Genomic DNA, 5128 nt, shown 5'->3' on the forward strand with positions numbered 1-5128 from the left:
AAACTAAACTTTTTCCATTAGAACTAAAACTAATACTTGTTACCCAATCTTTATCAGAATGAATGCTTAGTATATTAGGATTGTTTAATTTACACAGTTTAATACCTTCTTCAGTAGCACAAACTAAAATCTGTCCGAACGAACTAAAACTTAAGTCTTCAATTACTTTTAAATCAGGGGTGATTTGCAATTCAGTACCATCTACTTGCCAAAACTTTATTGTTCCTTCCCTAGTAGAAGCTAATATTTGTTCATTAGGAGAAAAAATTACTTTATTTCCCTTATTTTGAAAAGTTCTGGGTTTATTACCATCTAATCCCCAGAGTTTTACTGTATTGTCTTGACTTGCAGAAGCTAATATTTGACTATCGAAACTGAAACTAACGCTAGTCACTGGATTATTATGACCTTCAAGAGTAACTATTGAACTATCATCTAATCGGCAGAGTTTTACTGTTCCATCATTGCTAGCAGAAGCTAAAGTTTTACCGTCTGGACTAAAGATAATTTTGTTAACTTTAGCTGTATGAAATTGGAAACAATTTTTCTCTGAAATGTTCTCAACTACTTGTCTGAGTTGGCAAGTTACTTTCATTTTTAGATCGGGTAAAACTTGCACATTTTGTAACTTTTTACCTCCTTGAAAAACAGCAACTAAAGAACCCAACCAATCATCAGATAATAGACGAGCTTGAGATAAAGAGATTAATGTTTCAATTTCAGCAATTTCAGCTCGTAGACGCTGTTCTTGAACTTCCTGATTCTTCTTTTTTAAGCTAATATGAGTTTTGATTCGTGCTAATAATTCCCTTTTAGAAAAGGGTTTAGTTAGATAATCATTTGCCCCTAAATCGTAACATCTTTGTAAGCCATCAATGTCACTTACCGCCGTGAGAAAAATAATAGGGAGTTCATTAGGTGATAACTTCTCTCGGATTTTTTGACAAACTTCAAAACCTGTCATTTCTGGCATCATTATATCCAGTAAAATTAAATCAGGTTGGAAACCTTTATCTAGAATTTGTAACGCGTCTAGTCCATTAGAAGCTTGATTCACAGAATAGTTATTATTGGAAAGATGACGATTAAGTAGTGCTAGATTCGTGAAATTGTCGTCAACAATCAGAACTTTTCCCGAATTATTCTTGCTGGAATCCTTATTTTTTGCTAAGGTAAAAAATTTATCCTTTGACTCGACTGCAGAGGAATGACTAATATTGAGTAAACTAGGATGTTTTTTAACTTGGTTTAACTCATCTTGGATTTCTTGATTTGCCTTAGAGGAGCGAATATGGGTTTTAACTTTTACTAATAACTCATCTTTGGAAAAAGGTTTAGTTAGATAATCATTTGCACCTGCTTGATATCCTTCAGCTAAGTCAGAAATTTGATTTTTTGCAGTTACTAGAATAATAGGTATTTCTAACAACGTAAACTTCTCCCGGATTTTTTGACAGACTTCAAAACCTGTCATTCCTGGCATCATCACATCCAGTAAAATTAACTCGGGTCGGAAACCTTTCTCAAGGAGCTTCAATGCTTCTTGACCATTAGTAGCCTGAGTAACAATATAATTCTGATTTGACAGATGATTATTAAGTACCATAAGATTAGCAGAATCATCATCAACTGCTAAAATTTGGTAAGAATTGCTATCTGTAGATAATACTTGGTTAATAGTTGTGGTTATTTGGTCTACATCTACTGTCTGTAATACTGGAGATAAAATTGGTGAAGTGCCTATTTTTTCTACTGGTTTCTCAGACACAGGCAAAGTAAAGGTAAAGCGGGAACCTTCTCCAAGCACTGATTCTACACCAATTTTGCCACCGTGTAACTCAACAAGTTGTTTGGTAATTGCTAAACCTAAACCTGTTCCCCTATATTCACGGGAGATAGTTCCATCTGCTTGTTCAAAAGATTCAAAAATACTATCTAATTTATCTTCTGAAATACCAATACCTGTGTCAGAAATAGTAATTGCTAATTGTCTCTGATTTTTCTCAGAAACCAATTTTGCCGATACTTCGATTTTACCCTTTTCAGTAAATTTAATGGCATTACCAATAAGGTTGAATAGAATTTGTTGCAGACGATTTTCATCAGCATATACAGGGGGTAAATTATCATCAATAGAATTAATCAGTTTCAAGGCGCTATTTTTCACTGAAGGTTGATTTAGGGTAATAACTATTTCAGTGATTTCTTTGATACCAATTGATTTCTGTTGAAGTTGAATATCCTTGTTTCTAAGTTTGGAAAAATCTAGAATATCGTTAATAAGATAGTTTAGTCTAGAACCACTATAAATAATAAGAGATAAATTGCTTTTCTGGGATTCTGATAGTCGATCAGTGGGAGAATCTATCATTGACTCCGCCAGGTTAATTATAGCGTTGAGAGGTGTTCGGAGTTCGTGAGAGGTATTAGCTAAAAATTCATCTTTAAGTTGATTAAATTTTTCCAATTGTTTATTGACAACTTCTAATCGACTACGTTCTTCCTCTGTTTGTTTTTGTCTTAACTCTTTGCTAGCTTCAATAAATTCATAACCAAAACCTTTTAATAGTCCTAAATGCCCATGTTCTTTTAAAGAATTCTCCGCTTCCACTAATTGTGTTCCTCGCCATAGCCAATCATCATTATCTTGGTCCTTTTTCCAACGTTTAGCTACCCTTTCAATTTCCAATGTTACTTCTATTACAAGTTGATAATCTTTGAGCCATTTTTGTAAAGTTATCCAACTATCCAACAAAGGTTTATATGTAATAGATAAAATTCTTTTCCTAGTATTTATGCTAATTCCTATGGTAATTAATCTATTTTTTTCGTCAGCCAACTTGCCTGTCACTTGCTGTAAAAGTTCCAGAGATTGCTCTGGATTAGGTAAATCTTCTAAAATAGCGTCCCTGAATTCATAATTAACTTTACTTTTCTCGACAAGTTCCCAGAAAATACGCAGAGCAACTGGTTTTTCTTTCTCTTCCAAAGAATTGTAAACTTGATCTGCCCATTGATCTAACCCACTATTGAATTGACTTAAATGTTTGTAGATATCAATACCAGAGTTCAATTGTAGTGCTTCTCTTAAAATGGCTACTGCTTCTTCAGGTTTTCCAGATTTTCCTTGCTTTATTCCTTCTACGATTTTCTGAGGTGCTGCTAACTCTTTGGCAAAGAATTCTGGATTTGTTTCTTGAGTTTTTACTGTACTATCAAGGTTAATATTAGGATCTAGTTCTAAAGCTTTTTTAAAAGCAGATATAGCTGCCTCTACATTACCAAATTTGACTATTTTGATTCCCTCATCTATCTTGGTAGATGCTGCTAGTTTTTTGGCAAAGGATTCCGGATCTGTTTCTTGGGTTTTTCCTGTAATATCAAGGTTGCTGTTAGGATCTAGTTCTAAAGCTTTTCTAAAAGCGGATATAGCTGCCTCTACATTACCAGATTTGGCTAGCTTGGTTCCCTCATCTATCTTGGTAGGTGCTGCTAATTTTTTGGCAAAGGATTCCGGATCTGTTTCTTGGGTTTTTCCTGTAATATCAAGGTTGCTGTTAGGATCTAGTTCTAAAGCTTTTCTAAAAGCGGATATAGCTGCCTCTACATTACCAGATTTGGCTAGCTTGGTTCCCTCATCTATCTTGGTAGGTGCTGCTAATTTTTTGGCAAAGGATTCCGGATCTGTTTCTTGGGTTTTTCCTGTAATATCAAGGTTGCTGTTAGGATCTAGTTCTAAAGCTTTTCTAAAAGCGGATATAGCTGCCTCTACATTACCAGATTTGGCTAGCTTGGTTCCCTCATCTATCTTGGTAGGTGCTGCTAATTTTTTGGCAAAGGATTCCGGATCTGTTTCTTGGGTTTTTCCTGTAATATCAAGGTTGCTGTTAGGATCTAGTTCTAAAGCTTTTCTAAAAGCGGATATAGCTGCCTCTACATTACCAGATTTGGCTAGCTTGGTTCCCTCATCTATCTTGGTAGATGTTGCTAATTTTGTAGATGCTGCTAATTTTTTGGCACAGGATTCCAGAGATGTTTCTTTAGTTTTTCCCGTAATATAAAGGTAGATATTAGGATTTAGTGCTAAAGCTTTTTTAAAAGCAGATATAGCTGCCTCTACATTACCAGATTTGGCTAGTTCTATACCCTTATCTACCAAGATAGGTGCTACGAATTCTCTGACCAAAGATAAAAAGTATAGAAGCACGGGAAAAATAATCAGAATTAGTATCAGAATTAGTAAAAAATTGGCAATAGCTTGAAAAATAGCTGCAAGCACAGTGATTGTAAGCACAGCGATCACGAACACAGCGCTCGCAAGCACAGTAATCGTAAGCACAGCGATCGCAATTTTTCGGATGAGTTCTAGGAAGCCTTCCATTTAGTTTTTGAAATCCAATTAAAACTGATAGTTTACTCTGATAAAAAATAGCTCGTAATTTTGTATTTAAAACTAATTAATATAATCCTAAAAACCTGGTTGCTTTGCATAAGTCCTGAAGAACATAAAATCTCAAAAACAACTCAATTAAAAAATTATTATTATTATTCAATCCATCGCTATCTCCAGAACCTTGATTATGATTAAATCTATCTACCCTTTCTGGTCGATAATCAACCTGTTTTCCAGAAAAACTACTAAAATTAGTTATGCTTGCCCAACTCTCAATATCTGGAGTAAGTCGAATCATTTTTTTTGCAATTTCCCCATTAATCCATAAAATTACAGGAAACTTAAAAGACTTCCACAAATCTTCTCTTACTTGATTCAGAGAAATTAACATTCGATCAATCTTTGTAACTGATTCAAAACCACGAACCATAATTGCTGATGGATATTTTTGACTGTTTATATCCTTAAGTTGGGGATAAATTAGAATATCTGATGACTTGAGAACAATCTCTTCTATATTTGGGCAAATTTCTTGTAATTTTTGTGCCATATTATCGCGCAACTTAGTTGAGTCACATACAGCTAATATCAAACAAAACTGTCCCTGAGACATTTCAATTGTCCATGCTATATCTTCAAGCGATCGCTCATTATCAGAACTCTCAAAAGATAAATTTAACTCATTCATAACTTTAATTCTTCCGCACCTTCTAAAATTGGATTAATATCAAACCA

At 34.2% G+C, this 5128-nt stretch carries 2 protein-coding genes; both read right to left on the minus strand.

Going from position 1 to position 5128, the window contains the following annotated elements:
* The coding region (locus AC3DU7_RS24615; protein WP_488041928.1) for a response regulator at positions 1 to 4381 on the minus strand (4381 nt) is incomplete at its 3' end.
* Positions 4382 to 4457: 76 nt separating this feature from the next.
* Complete coding sequence (locus tag AC3DU7_RS24620) at positions 4458 to 5081, minus strand: hypothetical protein (protein WP_488041929.1); 624 nt, start codon at positions 5079 to 5081, stop codon at positions 4458 to 4460.
* Between the last annotated feature and the right edge of the window lie 47 nt (positions 5082 to 5128).

This window comes from Okeania sp. (assembly GCF_983059655.1).